The sequence below is a fragment of the Paenibacillus sp. 4624 genome, assembly GCF_050435065.1.
Classification (GTDB): Bacteria; Bacillota; Bacilli; order Paenibacillales; family Paenibacillaceae; genus Paenibacillus; species Paenibacillus amylolyticus_D.
Map to the genome: position 1 here is coordinate 83,357 of NZ_JBNDJR010000004.1, position 22,155 is coordinate 105,511.

Genomic DNA, 22,155 nt, shown 5'->3' on the forward strand with positions numbered 1-22,155 from the left:
AAGACTGGACACGGGTCAAATCAACAAATGCATAACCCTTGGGAGCGTTCCGATGCGATAATCTCAGCAATGTATACGGCATGCATGACATGTATTTCAAATACATCTCCCCTGCTTGCTGCATGAAGACCATATGCAAGCAGGAATGCCCTTATGAACAGGAACGTGTTTAGAGGTAGCTGTATGGACCAGCTATCGTCCCCCATGATTTTCTTTGTCTCTCGTACCCTTCTTCATTTCTCCAAGCGCATAACCGTTATTGCCCTGAATGCCATCCTTAAGCCTGTGGAGCACGCTCCACAATCATCGGTTGCAGTTGCTTTCCTTCTAGTGCACTCCAGCAAGCCTCCGGGATAAGCTCCATTTTGGCAACTAACGAGTTTGGTTTTTTCATTGGATCATCTTGACCAAACGGTACAAAATATACATATTTGGCCACTAATAATTTCGCGATATTAGCTGCATTCAAACCAAGTCCATCATTCGTCGATATCGCCAGCACAAGCGGACGCTGATTACGCATCTGCGCTTTTGCAGCCATAAGCACCGGACTATCAGTCATCGCGTTCGCCAGCTTGCTTGTGGTATTCCCCGTGCATGGAGCGATGACCAGCACATCAAGCAGCTTAGAGGGCCCTAAAGGCTCCGCCTCAACAATTGTAGAGATGATATCATTACCCGTTATATCTTTCAATTGTTTTTGCCAATTCTGCGCTGTACCGAAACGTGTATCCGTCGTCAGTACCGAGTTCGAAATAATCGGAACGACATTCGCGCCTTCGGATACAAAGCGGCTAATGACTGGCATAACCTCTTCAAACGTACAATGAGACCCCGTAATTGCGTAACCTACCGTTTTACCCTGCCAGTTCATGATTTAACCTCCCGTGCGTTCTGTTCTTCCAAAAGCAAACGGATTAACGCGTCGGCAATAATGCCGCCAGCCGTTTTTGGAGCAACAATGCCGGGGAGGCCTGGTGCGAGCAGTGCCTTGATGCCACGTTTGTCGGCATATCTAAAATCGCAGCCGCCAGGGGCGGATGCAAGATCAATAATAACCGCTTTTTGAGGCATTCTGGACAGGATTTGTGCTGTGATTATCATAGTCGGTATCGTATTAAAAAGCAAGTCAACTTCCCCGGTTTGAGCGGCCAAATCCGTTGTCATAAAAGGCTTCCAGCCCATGATTGTTGCTCTGGCAACATCCTCATTCCGCCGAATTCCCACTCGTACATTAGCTCCAAGTCCTTGCAATGTTTTGGCTAGCGTAAACCCTGTTCGACCAATGCCAAGTACGATGCATTCAGACCCGTGAATCGTAAAATCCGTTTCTTTAATTGCAATGGCGATGGCTCCCTCCGCTGTCGGAATAGAGTTGTAGAGTGCGATATCATCACGATCAAGCACTTCCACAAGCCGAAGGCCATTCTCCTCGCAAAGCTCACGCAAAAACGGCTTTGCCATGCCAGTAAATACGGTGCAGTGCTCCGGCAGGGCGGCCATATGTTCCTTTTTCAGAACAATCGGTTCACCACTAAACGAAGAGCTCACTTTTCCTTGATCATCACAGCTCACAACAGGCAGGACCAATACATCTGCAGAAGCAAACACTTCATCCTTAAGTTCGCGGTGCTCAATGCCCGGAATCACTTGCTCCAGTTGATCGAAGCCTACTACACTTACCGTTGCATCCAACTCGGCGCATTTTTGAATGACTTCAAGCTGCCTTGCATCTCCGCCAAGAACGACTATCCGGACTCCGGTCAGCATCGGGACGTCACTCCTTTCACCACATGTATGCCTTATCGTATGCAGTGGCCTACAGGGGGGTGAAAACAATCAGAAAATGAAATCCGTGTCCAACATAAAAAAGCCGCCCTGTAAAGGACGGCTGGGATACACGATGTACTTATATTTACTCAACTATATACTTGTAAAAAGAAATAACTTACACTACTGTTATTTACCTGTGTGTCCGAATCCACCTTCACCCCGCACGGTCTCTGAAAGTTCAGCCACTTCCGTTAATTCAATGGCAGGCACCGTCTGAAACACGATTTGAGCAATCCGTTCCCCACGCACAATCGTAAAGGGCTCCTGACCCAAATTAATGAGCAACACCTTCACCTCACCACGATAGTCCGCATCAATGGTTCCCGGTGTATTCAGGCAGGTAATCCCGTGTTTGAACGCGAGTCCGCTACGTGGACGAATTTGAGCTTCCAGCCCAGCTGGCATCGCCATCGCAAGACCCGTCGGGATCAAGGTACGTTGCCCCGGCTGTAGCACAACCTCTTCTTCCAATGCCGCCACAACATCAAAGCCAGCAGCCAGCTCGGACATCTTTTGCGGCAGTTTAATATCTTCGTTACCCGGTAACTTCTTTATTTGAACGTAATGCAACCAAATCATCCCTTCTCAGTCCAGCAATCGTCTTGTCTGAAGTACCTACCATCGCGAGTGCAAATGGCTCTGCAAACATCAGATCAAGCACGGCGTCGATGTCTTTCATCGTGACTTGCTCAATTTTGGCAATCATTTCGTCAAGCGTATGATGTCTGCCAAGCATTAATTCGTTTTTCCCCAATCGGTTCATACGACTGCCTGTGCTTTCCAGACTCAGGATCAGACTGCCTTTCAGCTGCTCCTTGCCTTTGCGCAGTTCATCTTCGGATAATCCATTTACAGCCAGATCACTCAGCACTTCTTTGGTCAGATCGAGCACTTCTTTGGTCTGTTTCGGCGCTGTACCCGCATAGATCGTGAACAGTCCGCTGTCCGCATGAGAACTATGATAAGAATAGACAGAGTAAGCCAGCCCACGCTTTTCACGGATTTCCTGGAACAATCTGGAGCTCATACCGCCGCCAATCGCATTGTTAAGAACAACCATGGCAAATTGCAACGGGTCTCCGATTTTGCAGCCCGGAAACGAGATACAGATGTGATTCTGCTCCGTTTTCTTTTTGTGGAAGAGCTGACCGCTTTGAAAAGCTGGCACGTTCACTTCCTCGGTTACACCTTTGACATCAAACGCGCCAAAATGTTTCTCCATCAGATCAATCACACTATCGTCAATGTTACCCGCAATACTGATCACGGTATTCTCGATGGTGTAATGCTCCTTCATATATGCACGTAAATGACTGGAATCCATCGCTTTAAGACGTTCTTCGGTTCCCAGGATTGGATATGCCAGTGGATGCTCTCCATACGCAGCGAGCGCCATCAAATCGTGAACCATATCGTCAGGCGTATCCTCGTACATTGAGATTTCTTCCAAAATCACATTTTTCTCTTTGACGAGTTCACCGTCGTCCATTTTGGAGCGGAAGAACATGTCGGACAACACATCCACCGCAATGGGCAGATGTTCATCCAATACTTTTGCATAATAGCAGGTATATTCCTTGGACGTAAATGCATTCACGTTACCGCCGATCGCATCAAACTGCTCCGCTATCGCTTTAGCATCAAACCGTTCCGTACCCTTAAAAAGCATATGTTCAATAAAATGGGATACCCCGTTATTTTCTGTTCGCTCATTACGCGAACCTGTTTTGACCCAGATTCCAAATGACACGGAACGACAGGTTGGGATTTGTTCCATCACAACTCTGAGGCCATTGCCCAGCTGAATTTTTTTCACGGTTGGCCCTCCTACATCTCTATAATTGCCCTGATCTCAATAATGATCAAATTGAAATCGACATTTGGTTCCAACTTTTTGATATTAACAAAAAAACGGCGTTCACTCAACCGTATGGCCTTGCACCCGTTCAGAAGACAACGTTTCACTTACAGTTCCTAACGACAAACCTTTGGCGTGGATGGAATCAATCATGCCTTTTAGTGCTCCTGCCGAGGAAGCTGTAGGATGCATGAGAATCAACGATCCCGCTTCGGTTTTATTCGAAATTTTGGCTATGACAGAGTCTGGACTCGGTTTGCGCCAGTCCACCGTATCTACCGTCCATAGAACCGTTTGCAAACCCATGGAAGCCGCAATATCCACCGTTTTTTGATTGAAATCACCCGATGGCGGGGCGAACCAGCGATTTTTCACACCGAGCGTTTGCTGCAACAACTCCTGGGTTTTGCTAATTTCTAATCGGGCCCGCTCTGCACTCAAACGACTCATGTCGGGATGTGAATATGCATGGTTGGAAAGCTCATGTCCACGCTTCTGAATTTCCTTGGCGAGTTCTGCATTTTTGCTCAGCCAACTTCCATCCAGAAAAAAAGTAGCCTTCACCTTCTCCGCATCAAGCGTGTCCAGCATTGGAACGAGGAATTCATTGCCCCAAGCCACATTAATCATAAAAGAAACCATAGGTTTACTCGCATTGCCTCGATAAATCGGATGTGCTCCCAGATCTTTTAATTGAATTTCCGGCTCAACTTGGCGATAGACATATGGAATTTTGGTATTCAGCATGCCACCCAGCGCCTTGCGATACGTTGCTTCTACGTCGATCTCCAGGCCGTTATAACCCGGGATCGCTTTCCATACCCGATCGACTCTCGCATTCACCGGTGCAATTCGAGTTTCGGCTGCCTTATCCTTGATCGCTGATAACAATGATTCTTCTCCCGTCGCTTCCTTGAACATATCAAAGGCATTCTGAGTTCCCGGACCATCACGGATCTCCGTAATGTATGTACGTACACTGTCGACTTGTCCGATTAGCATGACCGCTGCCACACCCGCGAGAACAACCGCCAGTTTTTTGGATTGGTTTCTCACAGTTCCATCCTCCTGCCGTCTTTGTCCCCATCATATGAGGACAAGGGCAAGAATATGAATAGAAACTGCAATCTTATCAATAGACGCACTGTCATCTAAACGTTAAAAAAAGAGCCAGAAATTCACATTCTGTCTCTTCATTCAATCATGCATATGTTATTCCAACGAACGTCAGCAACCTAGGATTGCGCAGGAGCCTCTGCTGTTAGTACTGCTTTACGGGACAAGTTGATCCGACCTTGCGGGTCAATCTCGGTTACTTTTACCGTAATGGAATCACCAATGGCAACAACATCTTCCACCTTGGCTACACGCTCCGTGGACAGTTGGGAAATGTGAACCAGTCCTTCTTTGTTTGGCAACACTTCAACGAATGCACCGAATTTCTCCACACGTTTTACTTTGCCGACATAGATCTCGCCAACTAATACTTCGCGTACAATGCCTTCGATGATCGCTTTGGCCTTATCATTCATCTCCTGGTTAGAAGAGGCGATAAAGACACGTCCATCCTGTTCGATATCAATTTTAACGCCAGTTTCCTCGATGATTTTGTTGATAATTTTACCACCAGCGCCGATAACATCACGGATTTTATCCGGATTGATATGCATGGTCGTAATTTTAGGCGCATATTGGGACAATTGCTCACGAGGTGTTTTCATCACTTCGGTCATTTTACCCAAAATGTGCATACGTCCTTCTTTGGCTTGAGCCAGCGCTTCGGACAAGATTTGACGATCGATTCCATCAATTTTGATATCCATTTGAATCGCTGTTACGCCTTCAGGTGTTCCTGCTACTTTGAAGTCCATGTCGCCCAGATGATCTTCCATACCTTGAATATCACTCAGGATAGATACGTGCTCTCCGTCTTTGATCAGACCCATCGCCACACCAGCTACAGGAGCCTTGATTGGTACACCCGCGTCCATCATGGCAAGTGTGCTTGCGCAAATACTTGCTTGGGATGTAGAACCGTTTGATTCCAATACCTCAGACACCAAGCGGATTGTGTACGGGAAGTCCGTTTCAGAAGGAATGACTTTGGACAGCGCACGCTCACCTAGCGCACCATGTCCGATTTCACGACGTCCTGGCGCACGAAGCGGACGAGCTTCACCTACGCTGAACGGCGGAAAGTTGTAATGATGCATGAAACGTTTGGTTTCTTCCAGACTGATGCCATCCAGAATTTGTACGTCACCCAGTGCACCCAGTGTACAGATGCTCAGTGCTTGTGTTTGTCCACGTGTGAACAGACCTGAACCGTGTGTACGTGGAAGCAGGGAAGTATCACACTCAATTGGACGAATCTCGGCAAGGCCACGTCCATCTGGACGAACTTTATCATGAGTGATCAGACGGCGCACTTCTTCTTTGACGATATCGTGCAGCACTTCTTTCACATCTTTGAGCAGTTCGGGTGTTTCAATATACTTTTCTTCGAAGTGAGCAACCGTTTCGTCATTGACTGCATCGATGGCATCCTGACGAGCATGTTTCTCTGCAATTTTAACTGCTTCCACCAGACGTGCGCTTGCAAACTCACGAACGCTGCTGTTTACTTCTGCATTAACGGCATGCAGCTTCACTTCCATTTTTTCCTTACCAGCAACTTGTACAAGCTGTTCAATGACAGTCACAATGTTTTTGATCTCGTCATGCCCGAACATGATTGCTTCAAGCATCACTTCTTCTGGTAATTCATTCGCTTCGGCTTCAACCATCATAATCGCATCTCTAGTTCCTGCAACCACGAGTTCAAGTTCGCTGATTTCAAGCTGTGCAATCGTTGGGTTAATGATGAACTCTCCATCAATACGGCCCACCTTCACACCGCCAATCGGCCCACTGAAAGGTACATCGGAAATGCTCAGTGCTGCTGAAGTACCAATCATGGCTGCGATTTGTGGTTCACAATCCTGATCCACACTCATAACAATGTTCAGAACCTGTACATCATTACGGAAACCTTCCGGGAACAATGGGCGAATCGGACGGTCTGTCAGACGACTTGCCAGAATTGCTTTCTCGGATGGTCTACCTTCACGCTTGATAAATCCTCCCGGGATTTTACCAACAGCGTACAATCTTTCCTCATAGTTCACCGTTAGTGGGAAAAAGTCCAAATCTTTCGGCTCACTGGATGCTGTCACGGTACACAATACGACGGTATCCCCGTACGTTACCTTTACGGCAGCATTTGCCTGCTTGGCCAAACGCCCGGTTTCAAGCGTAAGCTTTCTTCCACCAAGCTGCATTTCAACACGCTGTTCCATGAAATCCCTCCTTTAATTCGTTCCTATCACAATGGATTCTGCATATTCACAGTATTTCCTGCTTGTCCAGCATTCATTAGCTATGGTGGACAGAGTACAGGCTGACTTGCAAAACAAAAGCTCCTTGCGGAGCCCTCAGCTACAAATATATGGCAACATGTTCATCTACAAAACAACCCGGCTGTAAGCTCCGCTTGTCCTTTTAGACAAAAGAAAGGCGGATAACAGCCAGGTTGATTTTGAAAACATGTACGATAATTAACGACGCAATCCGAGTTTTTCGATCAGTGCGCTGTAACGTTTAACATCTTTGTTTTTCACGTAAGCCAAAAGCTTACGACGTTGACCTACCATTTTCAAAAGTCCACGACGTGAGTGGTGGTCTTTCTTATGCGTACGCAAGTGGTCTGTCAAACTTCTGATGTTTTCCGTAAGGATAGCAACTTGCACCTCAGGTGATCCAGTATCGGACTCATGAGTTTTGTGCTCGTCGATCAGTTGTTGTTTACGTTCTTGAGTCAATGCCATCCTATTCACCTCCTTCATTATAATCGCCATTAGCCTCGTCACCGCCGGTGAGAGCGTGTAACCAAGCTAAGGTTAATGTTGTCTCACTCGACAACGTAGTACATTATACCATACTTGCCCGGACAAAGTAAATGTAAACATCCATTTTATTAAATAGTTTTTAGGATAGTAAGCGAGCTGCAGTCAGTGCATCTTCACGGATTTGAGCAATCAGAGCATCAATGGAATCGAATTTTCGTTCATTTCGAATGTAGTGCACCAGTTCCACTTTCAGTTCCTGATCATAAATTTGGCCGTCAAAATCAAGCAGATGTACTTCGTACGTCGGTCTCATTCCATTCTCGTGAAAGGTAGGTTTGACACCAAGGTTCATCACACCTGTCAATTGTTGATCGCCAACATTCACTCGTACAGCATATACACCTTTGGCAGGTGTAACATAGTGATCGGTAAGTTCGAGATTGGCGGTAGGAAAACCGATCGTCCGTCCCCTTTTCTCTCCGTGAATCACAGTACCTCTGACACTATAAGGACGTCCAAGCCACTGGCTTGCCTCATCCATCTCACCACGCTTCAACAGAGCACGGATCAGCGAGCTGCTTACTTTCTCCCCGCCCAGCAAGAAAGGAGGAACAGTCTCTACTGTCATTTCTCCATGCCCAAGCGTACGAAGCATTTGTTCATCCCCTGCACCTTTGTGCCCAAAGCGGAAATCAAATCCAACAACAGCTGTACGCGTTTGAAGAGGAAGTAACAGTTCATGAACGAATTGCTCTGGCGAGAGCTGTGAAAATGATTCATTGAACTCGACAACATAGAGTATATCTACGCCCATGCCAGCCAAAATTTCTTCTTTGTCTCTCAGAGGCGTGAGATAACCCTCGTAATCCCCTTTGCGCATAACTTCCTTCGGGTGTGGGTGGAAGGTCATGACGGCTGCCTTCATATCCGATTCCCTAGCGATGCGAACAGCGGATAGAATGACGCTTGCATGTCCGAGATGCAGCCCGTCAAATTGACCGATAGCCAACACTTGGGGATGTGTACTCAGTTCCGCCGATTGCAATGTTTGCGGATAGGTTAGCATTACGGTTTTCACAATCATTCACCTGCATTTCACTTGATAGGCCAAGCTTGAACCTCGTCATCACGCCAAGCCGGTGCCTCTTTATTCCGGTAAGAAGACTTTAACAGCCCTCACGGTTGGTTTCAATTCATCCCGTTCAAAAATCCCCAGAAACGTTCCATCCTGAGCATACAGACGCAGTAGCCCTGGCTTCTCCACAGGTGGCTCCAGTAAACGTGCTGACAGCTTTTGGCCCTGTAGAGCGCCCTTCGTCTGTTCCTCTCCAACCTTATGGGCGGGAATGGAAGAGATTGCTTCATCTACGGGAATCAATGCTTCAGCAAGCGTGCCTTCGTTCATATGCTGTTCCACCTCTTCGATACGAAGACAATGATCTGCTGATATACCAGCAGATATGGTGCGTTCCAGCTTGACCATGGTGGACGGGAAACCAAGTTCACGACCGATGTCTACACACAATGTGCGAATATACGTCCCTTTTGAGCACAAGGCGCGGAACGATATATCCGTTGTTCCATCGTGGGTTTCCATTCCGATAAGCTCAAGCTCATAGATGGTGACTTCACGACTCTTGCGTTCTACCGTTTTGCCTTCACGTGCAAGTTCATATAATCGTTTCCCATCAACCTTTACGGCAGAATACATGGGCGGAACCTGTGAGATGGTGCCAAGAAACTGCTCCAGTACCTCCTGCACTTGCTCCTGAGTTACTTCTACAGGCGATTCCGAACGTTCAATAACTTCACCCGTCAGATCCTCGGTGTCTGTAGCAAGCCCCAGACGAAGTGTCGCCAGATATTCCTTCGGAAGTTCCTGCAAATACTCCACCACCCGTGTCGCTCGTCCAAGGCACAACGGAAGAACTCCGGTTACCTGTGGATCGAGTGTACCCGTGTGACCGATACGCTTCATTTTCAAAATCCGACGCATTTTGGCTACAACATCATGAGAAGTAAATCCCGCTGGTTTGTATACCGGGAGAATACCTTCAAACGGTTTTACCATTGTGTATTCACCTGCTTCAACACTTTTTCCACGCTTTCTTCGACCTTGCCTTCAAGTCGGCATCCAGCTGCGAGAACATGTCCACCGCCACCAAAAGTTTGTGCCAGTGCTGCAACATCTATTTTACCGGCAGAGCGCAAGGAAGCTTTAACAGCATTGTCGTTGATCACTTTGAAAAAGATACCCACTTCTACCCCACGAATGTTACGGGTATAGTTCACGATCCCTTCCAGATCTTCGTTCGCTGCTCCACATTCCTGCATATCTTCTGGTGTAATAACAACCCAGGCAACTCTACCGTCTTCTGACATTTGCAAGGATGACAGTGCCTTGTTCAAGATGCGGATCTGCGGGAGAGTGACCTCTTCGAGCAGCGTTTGTGCCAAATAAGGCCCATCTACGCCATGCTCCAGTAAGCGGGAAGCAACAGTCATCACATTGGGACTTGTATTCGCATAACGGAATCCACCCGTATCTGTCAGCAGACCTGTATATACTGCCGTAGCTATATCCTTATCCCATGTAATGTCGAAGAGCTGCAACAAATCAAACAAAATTTCAGCCGTTGCTGCTGCATCGGATTTTATAATGTTCACTGCACCATATCCGTTATTCGTAGGATGATGATCGATATTCAAAATAATGGCATCTTCTTCAAAATATTGACGGGTAAGCCCCACTCTGGCAAAGTCAGCACAATCAACACAAATGATTGCTTTATACTTACGCTCAGGATGGTTTTCGGTCATGTTCACAATGGCATCCGCATGACACAGAAAACGCATGCGTGATGGAATTTCACCCTCATTAATCATTGTGAATGTTTTTCCCAGACATGACAGCAGCCAGCCCATCGTTACCGTCGAGCTGACTGCGTCACCGTCCGGCTGTACATGCGACACGACCAGGTAATCGTCATGCTCCAGCAGGAATTGTTTTCCTGCCTGGAGCGCCTGTTCATAAGTGTGCATTGCCGTCTCCTCTATTCTGTTACTGGGATTCGTTTTTGTCGTTGTCGGAACCAATATCGCCAAGCAGCTTTTCAATTCGGCTGCCATATGCAATTGATTCATCAATCTTAAATATCAACTCGGGAACATGACGGAACCGGATACGTTTGCCCAGCTCCGTGCGCAAAAAGCCGTTTGCTTTGGCAAGTGCTTTAAGCGAGTTATCTTTTTGCTCCTGTTCACCGAAGACACTCAGATAAACTTTGGCTTGCGACAAGTCGCCAGTTACCTCAACTCCCGTCACCGTAATAAAACCGATGCGTGGATCTTTCAGTTCTGACTGGATAAGCAAACTTAATTCCTTTTTAATCTGCTCGCCTACTCTACCTGTACGAATCTTAGCCATTGATGTTCACCTCATACTTCCTTGCTTATCGTTGTACGGTCTCCATAATGAAGGCTTCGATAACGTCGCCTTCCTTGAGATCGTTGTATTTATCCAATGTAATACCACACTCATAACCTTGAGCCACTTCTTTGGCATCATCTTTAAAGCGTTTCAGGGAATCCAGCTTACCTTCGTAAAGGACGATACCATCACGAATCAGGCGTGCTTCCGCAGAACGAGTGATTTTGCCCGAGGTAACCATACAACCTGCAATGGTACCCACTTTACTGATGGAGAAGGTATTCCGTACTTCAGCATGGCCAATCACTTTTTCTTTGTAGATTGGATCAAGCATACCCTTCATTGCTTGTTCAATCTCTTCGATAACACTGTAGATGACGCGGTGCAGACGAATGTCTACTTGTTCTTGATCCGCAGTGATTTTTGCCTGGTTTTCAGGACGAACGTTGAAACCGATCACGATGGCATTGGAAGCCGCAGCCAAAATGATGTCGGATTCCGTGATCGCACCAGCACCGCTATGAATGATCTTCACGCGTACACCTTCAACTTCGATCTTCGCAAGGGAACCTTTCAATGCTTCAACCGAACCTTGCACGTCACCTTTAATGATCACATTCAAATCTTTGATCTCGCCATCTTTGATGTGTTGGAACAGATCATCCAAAGTTACACGAGTGTTTGTACCCAGATCGGATTCACGTTGCGTAATCGCACGTTTTTCAGCAATGGAGCGAGCTTTACGCTCATCTTCAAACACCATGAACGGATCTCCTGCTCCTGGTACTTCGGTCAAACCAGTGATTTCTACCGGTGTAGATGGTCCGGCTTCTTTGAGACGACGGCCCTTATCATTGACCATTGCACGGACACGACCAAAACAGTTACCCGCTACGAACGCATCTCCGACTTTCAGTGTACCATGCTGTACAAGGATACGCGCAACTGGTCCACGGCCTTTATCGAGCTCAGCTTCAATGACCGTACCCCGGGCACGTTTATCCGGATTTGCTTTGTATTCATTTACTTCTGCAACGAGCAGAATCATTTCAAGCAAACCTTCCAGACCCATTCTTTGTTTCGCAGATACGTTTACAAAGATCGTATCTCCGCCCCACTCTTCCGGAACGAGTTCATAGTTGGTCAGTTCCTGTTTCACTTTGTCAGGATCAGCGCCCGGCTTATCAATTTTGTTAACCGCTACGATGATTGGCAAACCTGCTGCTTTGGCATGGTTAATCGCTTCAACCGTTTGTGGCATAACACCGTCATCAGCTGCTACTACAATAATCGTCATATCCGTAACTTGTGCTCCACGCGCACGCATAGCTGTAAATGCTTCGTGACCCGGAGTATCCAGGAACGTGATTTTCTTGTGGTTAATCTCAACTTGATAAGCACCGATATGTTGCGTGATTCCGCCCGCTTCGCCGCCAGTTACATTCGTAGAACGAATGGCATCCAGCAATGTTGTTTTACCATGGTCAACGTGACCCATGATCGTTACAACCGGAGGACGGGATTGAAGATCTGCTGGATCATCATTCTCTTCCACAGTTTCGAAACGATCGTCTTCAAGCACAATCTTCACTTCAACTTCAACACCGAATTCACCTGCAAGCAGGAGAATGGTATCGATATCAAGCTCTTGGTTAATGGTTGCCATAACACCCATACCAATCAGCTTTTTAATAACTTCAGAAGCATCCTTGTGAAGAAGTTTCGCTGTTTCACCAACCGTCATATCGCCGCGAACGATGATTTTCTTCGGTGTATTATCGATTTTCTCACGTTGCACATACTGCTGCTGATTTCTGTTACGGTTGTTCTTGCCACCACGGTTATTACGGAAGTTACCGCCACCACGGTTATCGTCGAAACGACGTCCGCCACCGCCACCACTGTTGGAACGGTTGCCGCTGTTATTACCGGAATTGCCTTGACCACCTCTACGCTGGCCACCTTGTTGTCCCTGACCTTGTCCCTGACCACCAGTACGGTTAGTGTTGTTGCCAGAGTTGCCACCGCTGTTCGGTCCTGCAGATCTGCCTGGACCGCCACTATTGTTCGGACGTTGACCCGAACCTTGTGGACGTGAAGCTGTGCTGCCTTGACCACTTGAAGCTGGTCTTGGACGGTTTCCTGTTTGTCCTCCTTGGCTTGAGCCTTGGGAAGAAGAATTTGTTCTGTTACGGCTGTCTTGGCCGCTTGGTCTTTGAGTGCCATTGTTATTGTTGGAATTTGGTCTATTGTTCATACCTACCTGCTTTTCCTGTTGTATTTTTGTTTGTACGGGACTACCGGCTGTTGTACTGTTACTCGGCGTGTTCACTCCGCCGCCCGGCTTGTTGCTGTCCACTGGTTTGTCACTGCGTACAGCCGAAGTCGCAACAGACTTGGCTTCGCCACCTTGTTTCGAAGCGGCAGTGGATTTAATATCTTTAAAAAATTGTTCCACTTTACCGACTGAACCATTCTCCATCACACTCATATGGTTGTTAACGGGAATGTCCAGCTTCTTAAGAATGGTTATAATTTCTTTACTGCTCATGTTAAGGGACTTCGCATATTCATAAACTCGCAATTTTTCCTTGTTTTCCTGTTTACTCAATATACTCCACCTCCGACATTATACCGACTTGCTTGGAGATCATTTTTGCAAACCCAAGGTCTGTTACTGCAAGAACCACCCGCGTGTCTTTACCGATGCTTGACCCGATACGGTCACGATCCAATCCGATAAGAAGCGGAACCTTGTAAGTAGCACATTTGTCGCGAAATTTCTTTTGTGTATTCGCCGAGGCGTCTCCTGCAACTATAACCATCTTGGCTTCACCCGAACGGACCGCCTTGTGCACAATCTCATCACCCGTGAGCAACTTACCAGCGCGCATGGATAGACCGAGGTAAGACAACACTTTCGTATCACTCATCCTGTTCACGCTCCTGTGCAGCTATGAATTCATCCTCAACTGCAACGAAATCAGCAGCGAGCTGTTCATAGATTTCTGGTGAAACTTTACTCTTCAGGGCTCGATCAAGCGCACGATTTTTGAGTGCAAGCTTGAAACAAGACTCTTTGCCACACAGATATGCGCCTCGTCCGGACTTCTTACCAGTCAAATCAATTAACACTTCGTCCTCAGGCGTTTTAACAATGCGAATCAGTTGTTTTTTGGGCATCATTTCTTGGCATGCCACACATTTGCGTAGCGGCACTTTTTTAGGTTTCATACGTCAGCGCCCCCCTCCGTGCTTTCCTTTAATCGACGGAGACGGAATCCTGATGCATTTCCGAAGAAGAATCTTTTTCTCTGCCGAATTCCTGCTCCGCCTGGCTCTCGCTCTTAATGTCGATCTTCCAGCCTGTTAATTTGGCTGCCAATCGAGCATTTTGACCTTTGATGCCGATGGCAAGGGACAGTTGATAGTCAGGAACGATCACCCGAGCCATCTTCTCCTCCTCGAACACGTGAACCTCCAAGACTTTGGAAGGACTCAGAGCATTTGCCACATATTCGTCCACTTGTTCGGAAAAACGAACGATGTCGATTTTCTCACCGCGCAGCTCACCCACAATGGTCTGCACGCGCATCCCTTTTGGACCTACACAAGATCCAACCGGATCAACTTCCTCGTTGCGAGAATGTACTGCAATTTTGGAGCGGAATCCTGCTTCACGGGCAACCGAACGAATTTCAACTACACCGTCAAAAATCTCAGGTACTTCCAGTTCAAACAGACGTTTCAAGAGACCTGGATGAGTTCGTGATAAAATGATTTGCGGCCCTTTAGTCGTATTCTCGACCTTAGTGATGTACGCCTTGATGCGGTCACCGTGAACAAACTTCTCGTTCGGCATTAATTCGGTGAGTGGCAGTGCCGCTTCGATTTTGCCCAGATCGATGTAGATATTGCGCAGATCCTGACGTTGCACTACTCCCGTAACGATATCTTCTTCCTTATCCACGAAAGCATTGTAGATCAGGCCACGTTCGGCTTCACGAATACGCTGAGTTACAACCTGTTTAGCCGTTTGTGCGGCGATACGTCCAAAGTCACGCGGCGTAACTTCAATCTCCGCAATATCTTCCAACTGGAAGTGTGGATTGATTTCCCGTGCAGCAGGCAATGAAATCTCAGTGCGTGAATCCAGGACTTCTTCCACGATCAGTTTGCGGGCATATACGCGAATAACCCCCGTATTGCGGTTCATGTCAACACGTACATTCTGCGCCGTGTTAAAATTACGCTTGTAACTGGAGATAAGTGCAGCCTCGATCGCTTCAAACAGCACATCCTTGCTGATCCCTTTTTCCCGTTCCAATTCATTCATTGCTTCAATAAAATCCATACTCATGAATGTTGATCCCCCTTTCAAACATGGCATCCCATACGTAAAACGGCGAAAGGCTCGAAACTTGTGAGCACCTTGCCGTTATCGTGAGATGTGTCTTTTTCATTAATCAAGTGAACAAGGCACTTTAAAACAAAATGGCCAAGCGCGCACTGGCAACCTTTTCATAAGAAATGGAATGCTGCTTCTTGCCTGTTTCAATCACAAGCTCCCCATTATCAAAGGAAAGCAGCTTGCCTTCGAATTCCTTTAATTTATTCACCGGCTCGTAGGTTGTAACAAATACGTTTTTGCCTACGGCTTTGGCAACATCCTCCGCTTTTTTCAGTGGACGCTCCGCACCGGGAGAAGACACTTCAAGGAAATAGACAGATGGGATCGGATCGTTCTCATCCAGCTTGGCGCTCAGCTTTTCGCTGATCAAGACACAATCGTCGATGTCGATTCCACCCTCTTTGTCGACATACACCCGTAAAAACCAGTTGCTGCCTTCTTTGACGTATTCGATGTCAACCAGCTCGAAGCCTTGTTCGTTCAAGTAGGGTTGGATCATTTCTTCCACGGTAGATTTAATATTCGTTGTGCTCAAAACCGATAACCTCCAACTTAGGTCACACCAACTATAATCGCTGGCAGATGATTAAATACCCAAGATTCTTGTATACCAAAGACTAAAGAGTGGGTTTCCCCACTCTTCAGAAATTCGTACTATCTCGTTCACTTCAAAAATTATAACATAGTCTGGTAATAGTGACAAGTAACCCACCTTTGCATAGCAACCACACTAATGAAGGAAAAATCGAAGTATATGGCTTAAGGACATAACCAATGAAGTTATTCTGCTAATTTTCTACCTATTAGAACAAGGACAGCTGATTGCTCTCAGGCAAACCACGGAAACATCCCATGTTGGTCAGTAGTTCAACGATCGTTTTCGTTGCTTTGGACTTCTGCTGGAAATCTTCAATGGACAAAAACTCACCATGCTCGCGAGCCGCAGCAATGTTACGAGCCGCGTTATCCCCAATACCCGCAAGTGCAGAGAATGGAGGAATCAAAGACTTCTCGTCCACGATGAATTTTGTCGCTTCCGAACGGTACAGATCAATCGGTTTAAGCGAGAAGCCGCGGGCGGTCATCTCCAGTGCCATTTCGAGGACAGGTAACATGTTTTTCTCTTTTGGCGGTGCCTGGAAACCGAGCTGTTCGATCTCTACGATTTTGCGATAGATGGCATCATAGCCCTGACACACCAGCTCAATGTCCAACTCGTCTGCACGAACGGTAAAGTATGTCGCATAATATTCAATCGGATGATACAACTTGAAAAATGCTGTACGTACCGCTGAAATAACGTAAGCAGCCGCGTGGGCTTTCGGGAACATGTATTGGATTTTGAGACAGGAGTCAATGTACCACTGCGGTACCTTGCAGTTTTTCATCTCATCAATCCATTCCTGCGGCAGTCCACGTCCTTTACGAACACTTTCTGTAATCTTAAAGGCCAGACTCGCATCCATTCCCGCCTTGTAGATCAGGAACAACATAATATCATCCCGACAGCCAATTACCGTTTTGATGTTACATGTGCCGTTCTTGATCAGATCCTGCGCATTACCAAGCCATACGCCCGTCCCGTGAGAAAGCCCCGAAATCTGCAGCAAATCGGCAAAAGACGACGGCTGGGATTCGACAAGCATCTGACGCACGAATTTCGTACCCATCTCTGGCACACCGAATGTGGCAACAGGGGAGCGAATCTGCTCCGGGGTTACGCCAAGGGCATCCGTGGAGTTGAACATACTCATTACTTTGGGATCATTCATCGGAATCGTTGTTGGATCAACGCCCGTAAGATCCTGCAGCATACGCATCATCGTCGGATCATCGTGTCCCAGAATATCAAGCTTCAGCAGGTTTTCTTCAAATGCGTGATAGTCAAAATGGGTTGTTTTCCACTCTGCTGTAACATCATCTGCCGGATACTGGACAGGTGTAACATCTTCCACTTCAATATAATCCGGTACAACGACGATTCCGCCGGGATGCTGTCCCGTGCTTCGCTTTACACCGGTACAGCCGGATGCCAGACGATTCAGCTCGGCGCCGCGCCATTTCTTTTGATGTTGTTCTTCGTATTTCTTCGCAAAACCAAACGCCGTTTTCTCAGCGACCGTTCCGATCGTACCCGCACGGAACACACTTTTCTCACTAAACAGCACTTTCGTGTAGTTATGGGCATGGGGCTGATAATCCCCCGAGAAGTTCAAGTCGATATCGGGAACTTTATCCCCTTTAAACCCAAGGAAAGTTTCAAACGGAATATCCTGTCCTTCCCCTTTGAGTTTCCCCCCGCAATCAGGACATGGTTTGTCTGGCAAGTCAAATCCACTCGGTACACTACCGTCAAGGAACCATTCGCTATGCTTACATTCAGGGTTCACACAGATATAATGTGCAGGAAGCGGATTAACTTCTGAGATACCAAGGAACGTTGCTACGACGGACGAACCCACCGATCCCCGCGAACCTACAAGATAACCATCCTGATTTGATTTTTTAACGAGACGTTCCGAGATCAGATAGTTGGCAGAAAATCCGTATTTGATGATTGGCTGCAATTCTTTTTCCAAACGAGCAATAATCACTTCCGGCAGGTCTTCACCATAGATCGATTTGGCCGTGTTGTAACAGGTGTTACGGATTTCCTCCTCCGCGCCCTCCAAAATCGGCGTAAAGAGTTTGTCCGGGAAGAGCTTGATCTCCTCAAAACGATCGGCTAGCTCAATGGTATTGGTAACCACAACTTCGTACGCTTTATCCTGTCCAAGGAACTGGAATTCCTCCAACATTTCGGCTGTCGTTCTAAAGTGAGCATCCGGTTTGCGCTGATCTTTAAGCGGACTGAATCCGGTAATCCCATGAATCGTAATATCCCGATAAATTTTATCTCTTGGCTCCAAGTAATGAACGTTACCTGTAGCTATGACAGGTTTATTCAATTTGGCACCGATATCTACGACTTTACGAACCGCAAGTTTCAACTCTTCGGGTGTGGCAACAAGTCCTTTATCCACCAGATGCATGTACATGGTCAGCGGTTGAATCTCCAGAATGTCATAAAACTCGGCGATTTCCTCGGCTTCTTCTACCGATTTGTTTAGAACTGCCTCGAAAAACTCTCCCTTTTCACAGCCAGATATGACAACCAATCCTTCGCGTAAGCTTACCAGCTTGGACTTCGGTATACATGCAACACGTTTGAAGTACTCGGTATGTGAGAGGGAAACCAGCTTATACAGATTTTTCTTGCCTACATCATTCAACGCGTAGATTCCGCAGTGGAAAGGACGTGTATTCGACAAATCTACCCCAACGAAATCATTCAAACGATCCAACATCGTCAGACCTTTTAATTGAGCTGCATCATTGATCAGTCCATTTAAAATACCCGCCAAAGCAATCGTATCGTCGATCGCCCGGTGATGGCTTTCCAGCGCAACTTTATACTTATCGGCCAGTGTATTCAACCGGTGATTTTTCATTTTGGGATATAAAAGACGAGCCAGTTCTAAGGTATCAAGCACCGGGTTTGGCAGCTCAGGCATGTCCAGATTTTTGAGGGATGCCTGGATAAAGCCCATATCAAACCGTGCATTGTGCGCGACCAATACACCATCTCCTGCAAAAGCAACAAAATCACGAATAACCGGTTCAAGCTCTGGTGCATCTTTTACCATCTCATCTGTAATGTTGGTTAACTGCTGAATGTTGTATGGGATTCGTTCATGCGGATTGACAAAGGTAGCAAAACGATCCACTTCTTTCCCCTCTTGAACTTTGACAGCGGCAATCTCAATGATTTTGTTCTGCGTTACCGACAGTCCCGTGGTCTCGATATCAAAGACGATATACGTGGCCGTTTTCAGATCCATTGGTTGTGGATTCAGGACAACCGCTACAGAGTCATTCACCACATTCGCTTCCAGGCCATAAATCATTTTAATGCCATTTTTCTTCGCTGCCTTGGCTGCTTCCGGATAGACCTGAACACCACCATGGTCAGTGACGGCAATCGCCTTGTGTCCCCAATCAGCAGCTGTTTTCACATATTTATCAATCGACGTTACGGCATCCATCGTACTCATCGTGGAGTGTAAGTGGAATTCTACACGTTTCTCCTCTGCTGTATCCTTACGAGATGGCGGTGCTTTGATTTCAGTCAGATCCGAAGGAATCATAGCAAGCTCAGGAATTTGCATAAAACGATCGTACTCTACACGTCCACGAACTTTCACCCATTTTCCATTTGCCAGCAAGCTGAGTATTTTGACATCTTCTTTGGTTTTGGCAAACATCTTCATTTGCATTGAATCCGTAAAGTCTGTCAGATAGAAGGTGAATAACGTATTTCCATTCCGCAGTTCCTTGCGGTCCAGACCAAAGATCGTTCCCTGGAGTGTAATTTTCTTCTCTTCATCCTGAACTTCTTGCATCGGTACAGCCGGCTCTTTGATCTCATACCCCATCTGCAACCGCACATCACCTTGATCTTCTTCTTCTGGCAGCTCGGTCTCGATGACTTCACTCATCATTTTTTCGATAACCTGTCGTTCTTCTACTTTCTTCTGAGCCTGGAATTGCTCCATTGCTTCTTTGTTGCTTCCCGCTTCGCCCACCTGCATTTTAATACGAAGTGGCAAGTGAAAATACTTTTCGTAGAATCTGGTAATGGCTTGATCAATCTGCTTTTTGCGAGCAAGTTCCATGGATGTGGAATCACTCATCGTCAGTTGCAGCAGATCGGCTTCACACTCCACTGTCGCACGATTCATCCAGCCATTTACAGACGGAATTTCACGAGTAACCCACTCCAGAAACAGGTTCCAATATTCATTTACGATATCGTTAGACAGCACCTTGTCTGTATATTTAAAAGCAAATGTAATTTTGGCAATATGATTTAACTTCTCCTGAATATGCAGACTGAACGTTCGATAGATCGGCGCAGGCACCAGTGTGTCCTTACCAATCTGGATATGCCATTCGCGATTCGTACGATTGGTCTCGACCTGTTCAATCCACCCATCCAAGAAATAAGGGTCAGTCAAACCTGCCGGAAGTTCTGCCTGTTTCATCAACAACTCAAACCGTTTTCTCTTCTCCTCAAATCCACTCATCGTGTTCCTCCTGTGCCCCCTTAAAACATGAAAAGCTCCTGTATTCAAAAATGTCCCCGATCCGAACCCGCACCGATCCATTTTATCCGACAGAAGCTCTTCATTCATTACTAAACCGGTAAATAAGCTCTCTTCATGAAGCCGTTAACTAGTATGCTCTTGCAAACACAACCGTGTGCTGCGCCTTTTCACCACAAGCCAGACATGTGTGCTTTTCTTCCGCAGGCTGGAACGGAATGTTCCGGCTGGTTGCACCCGTAACTTCTCTTACTTTATCTTCACATGCTTCTGATCCACACCAGCCAGCCAGTGTAAATCCGCGTTTGTTTTCCATCAATTCTTTCATCTCATCCAGTGTATCTACGGAGTAGAAATTGTCAGACATAAATGTGCGAGCACGATCAAGCATGTCTGCCTGAACTTGTGTCAACATCGTTTGAATCTCTTCAACGAGGTTTGCTTGCTCAACTACTTTCTTCTCTCCAGTAATCCGGGAGACAAGCACACATACGCCATTCTCCATATCACGAGGGCCAATCTCCAAACGGATCGGTACACCACGCATCTCATACTCGTTGAACTTCCAGCCTGGACGGACATCACTACGATCATCCATTTTCACACGAATGCCAGCTTTTTTCAGTTCAGCAAACAATTCATCCGCACGACCAACAACGGCATCACGTGTTTTTGGCGGTCCAATCGGGATCATTACCACTTGAGTTGGTGCCACTTTAGGCGGCAGTACAAGACCACGGTCATCCCCGTGAACCATAATCAAAGCACCGATCAAACGTGTACTTGTTCCCCATGAAGTGGTATGCGCAAGTTCCAGAACGTTATTACGGCTCAAATATTGAATTTCAAAAGCTTTGGCAAAGTTAGTCCCCATGTAGTGAGAAGTACCTGCCTGTACGGCACGTCCATCTTTCATCATGGCTTCAATCGAGAACGTATCCACTGCCCCAGCGAACTTCTCGGATTTGGTCTTCTGCCCTGTAATAACCGGAATGGCAAGGTATTCTTCGACGACTTCACGGTAGATTTCAAGCATTTTCATCGTTTCTTCGCGTGCTTCTTCTTCTGTCTCGTGCGCTGTGTGGCCCTCTTGCCACAAGAACTCACTAGTGCGAAGGAAGGGCAACGTTCTCTTTTCCCAGCGGACCACGTTAGCCCATTGGTTAATCAATACTGGCAGATCACGATAGGACTGAATCCATTTGGAGTACATATGTCCAATGATCGTCTCGGAAGTTGGGCGGATCGCCAAACGTTCTTCGAGCTTTTCTCCGCCTGCTTCAGTTACCCAAGGCAACTCAGGGTTAAACCCTTCTACGTGCTCTTTTTCCTTTTGGAAAAAGCTTTCGGGAATGAACATTGGGAAGTACGCATTGCGGTGACCTGTTTCACGGAAGCGACGATCCATCTCATCTTTAATGTGCTCCCAAATTTCGAAACCGTCCGGTTTAAATACAATGCAGCCACGAACTGGTGAGTAATCCATCAGATCTGCTTTTTTAATAACATCAATGTACCAGCGAGAGAAATCCTCACCCTGCGGTGTAATTTCTGTTACGAACTGTTTATCGTTTTCCTTTGACATAAGACTC

The 22,155-nt window shown here is 46.8% G+C and carries 19 protein-coding genes; all 19 read right to left on the reverse strand.

Features of this window, described 5'->3' with window-relative positions; translation table 11 throughout:
• Positions 1–20: 20 nt before the first annotated feature.
• The 19 genes from ABIE27_RS10815 to proS all read right to left on the reverse strand — a co-directional run bounded on the left by ABIE27_RS10815 (position 21) and on the right by proS (position 22,148).
• Positions 21–206, reverse strand: coding sequence for a hypothetical protein (locus ABIE27_RS10815; protein ID WP_161556922.1), 186 nt, complete (start codon positions 204–206; stop codon positions 21–23).
• A gap of 71 nt (positions 207–277) precedes the next feature.
• The gene (locus tag ABIE27_RS10820; protein WP_123064494.1) at positions 278–874 is read right to left on the reverse strand and encodes a dipicolinate synthase subunit B; all 597 of its coding nucleotides are present in this window, start codon (positions 872–874) and stop codon (positions 278–280) included.
• Positions 871–1,770, reverse strand: coding sequence for a dipicolinate synthase subunit DpsA (gene dpsA, locus ABIE27_RS10825; RefSeq protein WP_090923824.1), 900 nt, complete (start codon positions 1,768–1,770; stop codon positions 871–873). The genes ABIE27_RS10820 and dpsA overlap by 4 nt, the downstream gene beginning before the upstream one ends.
• Positions 1,771–1,959: 189 nt before the next feature.
• Entirely contained in the window at positions 1,960–2,403 is a 444-nt protein-coding gene (dut, locus tag ABIE27_RS10830; RefSeq protein ID WP_111270048.1) for a dUTP diphosphatase, read from the reverse strand.
• Positions 2,369–3,649: a M16 family metallopeptidase gene (locus ABIE27_RS10835; protein ID WP_429350533.1), complete on the reverse strand. Its 1,281-nt coding sequence runs from the start codon at positions 3,647–3,649 to the stop codon at positions 2,369–2,371. The genes dut and ABIE27_RS10835 overlap by 35 nt, the downstream gene beginning before the upstream one ends.
• A gap of 102 nt (positions 3,650–3,751) precedes the next feature.
• Positions 3,752–4,747, reverse strand: a complete 996-nt coding sequence (locus tag ABIE27_RS10840; RefSeq protein ID WP_192895098.1) for a polysaccharide deacetylase family protein — start codon at positions 4,745–4,747, stop codon at positions 3,752–3,754.
• Between the two features lie 179 nt (positions 4,748–4,926).
• On the reverse strand, positions 4,927–7,029 hold the full coding sequence (gene pnp / locus ABIE27_RS10845; RefSeq protein ID WP_123064492.1) for a polyribonucleotide nucleotidyltransferase: 2,103 nt from the start codon (positions 7,027–7,029) through the stop codon (positions 4,927–4,929).
• A gap of 258 nt (positions 7,030–7,287) precedes the next feature.
• Positions 7,288–7,557, reverse strand: a complete 270-nt coding sequence (rpsO, locus tag ABIE27_RS10850) for a 30S ribosomal protein S15 (RefSeq protein WP_056700672.1) — start codon at positions 7,555–7,557, stop codon at positions 7,288–7,290.
• Positions 7,558–7,717: 160 nt separating this feature from the next.
• Positions 7,718–8,656: a bifunctional riboflavin kinase/FAD synthetase gene (locus ABIE27_RS10855; RefSeq protein WP_429350534.1), complete on the reverse strand. Its 939-nt coding sequence runs from the start codon at positions 8,654–8,656 to the stop codon at positions 7,718–7,720.
• A 69-nt stretch (positions 8,657–8,725) separates the two neighbouring features.
• Entirely contained in the window at positions 8,726–9,649 is a 924-nt protein-coding gene (gene truB / locus ABIE27_RS10860) for a tRNA pseudouridine(55) synthase TruB (RefSeq protein WP_123064490.1), read from the reverse strand.
• Positions 9,643–10,620, reverse strand: coding sequence for a DHH family phosphoesterase (locus ABIE27_RS10865; protein WP_123064489.1), 978 nt, complete (start codon positions 10,618–10,620; stop codon positions 9,643–9,645). The genes truB and ABIE27_RS10865 overlap by 7 nt, the downstream gene beginning before the upstream one ends.
• A gap of 19 nt (positions 10,621–10,639) precedes the next feature.
• A complete protein-coding gene (rbfA, locus tag ABIE27_RS10870; protein WP_090923831.1) occupies positions 10,640–11,005 on the reverse strand; it encodes a 30S ribosome-binding factor RbfA in 366 nt (121 codons plus the stop codon).
• A gap of 25 nt (positions 11,006–11,030) precedes the next feature.
• Positions 11,031–13,619, reverse strand: a complete 2,589-nt coding sequence (infB, locus tag ABIE27_RS10875; protein ID WP_429350535.1) for a translation initiation factor IF-2 — start codon at positions 13,617–13,619, stop codon at positions 11,031–11,033.
• A complete protein-coding gene (locus tag ABIE27_RS10880) occupies positions 13,612–13,941 on the reverse strand; it encodes a L7Ae/L30e/S12e/Gadd45 family ribosomal protein (protein ID WP_342555501.1) in 330 nt (109 codons plus the stop codon). Before ABIE27_RS10880 ends, infB begins: the two co-directional genes overlap by 8 nt.
• Positions 13,934–14,242: an RNase P modulator RnpM gene (rnpM, locus tag ABIE27_RS10885; RefSeq protein WP_123064486.1), complete on the reverse strand. Its 309-nt coding sequence runs from the start codon at positions 14,240–14,242 to the stop codon at positions 13,934–13,936. Before rnpM ends, ABIE27_RS10880 begins: the two co-directional genes overlap by 8 nt.
• Positions 14,243–14,270: 28 nt before the next feature.
• On the reverse strand, positions 14,271–15,368 hold the full coding sequence (gene nusA / locus ABIE27_RS10890; RefSeq protein WP_123064485.1) for a transcription termination factor NusA: 1,098 nt from the start codon (positions 15,366–15,368) through the stop codon (positions 14,271–14,273).
• Between the two features lie 124 nt (positions 15,369–15,492).
• Positions 15,493–15,954 (reverse strand): ribosome maturation factor RimP, encoded by a 462-nt coding sequence (gene rimP / locus ABIE27_RS10895; protein WP_123064484.1) that lies wholly within the window; start codon positions 15,952–15,954, stop codon positions 15,493–15,495.
• Between the two features lie 268 nt (positions 15,955–16,222).
• Entirely contained in the window at positions 16,223–20,545 is a 4,323-nt protein-coding gene (locus ABIE27_RS10900) for a PolC-type DNA polymerase III (protein WP_123064483.1), read from the reverse strand.
• 148 nt (positions 20,546–20,693) lie between these two features.
• Positions 20,694–22,148, reverse strand: a complete 1,455-nt coding sequence (gene proS, locus ABIE27_RS10905; protein ID WP_123064482.1) for a proline--tRNA ligase — start codon at positions 22,146–22,148, stop codon at positions 20,694–20,696.
• Positions 22,149–22,155: the final 7 nt, after the last annotated feature.

Coding starts and splice junctions, on each gene's coding strand:
- dpsA (WP_090923824.1), bottom strand. CDS start 1,770: ATGCTGACCGGAGTCCGGATAGTCGTTCTTGGCGGAGATGCAAGGCAG.
- rnpM (WP_123064486.1), bottom strand. CDS start 14,242: ATGAAACCTAAAAAAGTGCCGCTACGCAAATGTGTGGCATGCCAAGAA.
- pnp (WP_123064492.1), bottom strand. CDS start 7,029: ATGGAACAGCGTGTTGAAATGCAGCTTGGTGGAAGAAAGCTTACGCTT.
- proS (WP_123064482.1), bottom strand. CDS start 22,148: ATGTCAAAGGAAAACGATAAACAGTTCGTAACAGAAATTACACCGCAG.
- nusA (WP_123064485.1), bottom strand. CDS start 15,368: ATGAGTATGGATTTTATTGAAGCAATGAATGAATTGGAACGGGAAAAA.
- rbfA (WP_090923831.1), bottom strand. CDS start 11,005: ATGGCTAAGATTCGTACAGGTAGAGTAGGCGAGCAGATTAAAAAGGAA.
- ABIE27_RS10880 (WP_342555501.1), bottom strand. CDS start 13,941: ATGAGTGATACGAAAGTGTTGTCTTACCTCGGTCTATCCATGCGCGCT.
- ABIE27_RS10865 (WP_123064489.1), bottom strand. CDS start 10,620: ATGCACACTTATGAACAGGCGCTCCAGGCAGGAAAACAATTCCTGCTG.
- ABIE27_RS10820 (WP_123064494.1), bottom strand. CDS start 874: ATGAACTGGCAGGGTAAAACGGTAGGTTACGCAATTACGGGGTCTCAT.
- ABIE27_RS10900 (WP_123064483.1), bottom strand. CDS start 20,545: ATGAGTGGATTTGAGGAGAAGAGAAAACGGTTTGAGTTGTTGATGAAA.
- truB (WP_123064490.1), bottom strand. CDS start 9,649: ATGGTAAAACCGTTTGAAGGTATTCTCCCGGTATACAAACCAGCGGGA.
- rpsO (WP_056700672.1), bottom strand. CDS start 7,557: ATGGCATTGACTCAAGAACGTAAACAACAACTGATCGACGAGCACAAA.
- ABIE27_RS10815 (WP_161556922.1), bottom strand. CDS start 206: ATGGGGGACGATAGCTGGTCCATACAGCTACCTCTAAACACGTTCCTG.